Raw genomic sequence first — 976 nt, 5'->3', positions numbered from 1 at the left:
AATTTACTCACTTACTACATAAAAGTTCATTATTTCCTCTTTATTTTATTCTTCACAAAATGCAAGCCGATAATCTCGCATCGCTTCCCGTACCTTATTCAATCCATCTTCAAGAAGTAAAATTTCTTGAAACATCTTGTCACTATCTTCAATGGCAACTTCCAATTCTTTTTCTTCTCCAAAATAGCTATCTTTTAGCTTCAAACGATAGTCAAATGGAGTTCGTGTCAACCGGCCTTCAAGTTGAACATTAGCATATCGGTCTCCCAATACTAATGAATCACCTTGTTTGACCGCTGATAATGCGATCAAACCTTCCGCTTCAATTCTTTCAAAAAGTTCCATATCTTTACTCCTTTTCTTCAACGTTTCTTTATCGAAACTCTTTAGTTGTATTATATGCGATATTGAAACGTTTGTCAAGGATTTCATTAAAAGTTTTTAAGTTTTTTTAATAAAAAGGGGCAATACCCCCTTGATTTTACTTTTAAATTTCAACGATAGCAATAATATGGTCATCATTCCATGGTAAGTCTTCCAGGTTATTTGTTTGTTCCATAATTTTGTGCTCTTGATCTGTAAATGTGTAGATGATCTCTACCGATTGAGTCTCATCTGGAAAAATCCCTTGACTTTTATAAACGTTATCGCCCCAATTTTCTAAGCTGCGCTTAGGTTTAGTTAACTCAATATATGTCTGTCCTTCAAATCTTACTTTATTTTTCATTCTTCCTCCTCGTCCCTTTCAGGACTCACGATTATTCACAATGACTGCAAGTTATAATTCTGCGTCTTTTTTTGCTTCCAAAGCAGCAAGTAGCATTTCTACTTGACTAATGATATTTTGAGCAGCTATTTCTGGGTCCTTTTTGATAAGGCTTGGAATGCTGTCATAAAACATATTCTTCACTTCGTCAAAATGTTCCATACCCTGCTTGCCATAAAACTCTGTCAATTTTATGGCATTACCAAAAGA

At 34.5% G+C, this 976-nt stretch carries 2 protein-coding genes and 1 pseudogene; all 3 read right to left on the bottom strand.

The window, feature by feature from the left end; translation table 11 throughout:
- Nucleotides 1-45: 45 nt before the first annotated feature.
- Nucleotides 46-345, bottom strand: a complete 300-nt coding sequence (locus K4I03_RS00090; RefSeq protein ID WP_227963289.1) for a hypothetical protein — start codon at nt 343-345, stop codon at nt 46-48.
- Nucleotides 346-487: 142 nt separating this feature from the next.
- On the bottom strand, nt 488-727 hold the full coding sequence (locus tag K4I03_RS00085) for a hypothetical protein (protein WP_227963288.1): 240 nt from the start codon (nt 725-727) through the stop codon (nt 488-490).
- 51 nt (nt 728-778) lie between these two features.
- Nucleotides 779-976, bottom strand: a pseudogene (locus K4I03_RS00080) (XRE family transcriptional regulator); the annotation flags it as partial.

This window comes from Streptococcus sanguinis (assembly GCF_020729725.1).
GTDB lineage: Bacteria > Bacillota > Bacilli > Lactobacillales > Streptococcaceae > Streptococcus > Streptococcus sanguinis_V.
Note: the sequence above shows the minus strand (reverse complement) of the source record. Positions and strands in the feature narration are given on the sequence as shown.

Excerpts from the sequence above, each read along its gene's own strand:
- K4I03_RS00085 (WP_227963288.1), bottom strand. The coding sequence starts at position 727 with ATGAAAAATAAAGTAAGATTTGAAGGACAGACATATATTGAGTTAACT.
- K4I03_RS00090 (WP_227963289.1), bottom strand. The coding sequence starts at position 345 with ATGGAACTTTTTGAAAGAATTGAAGCGGAAGGTTTGATCGCATTATCA.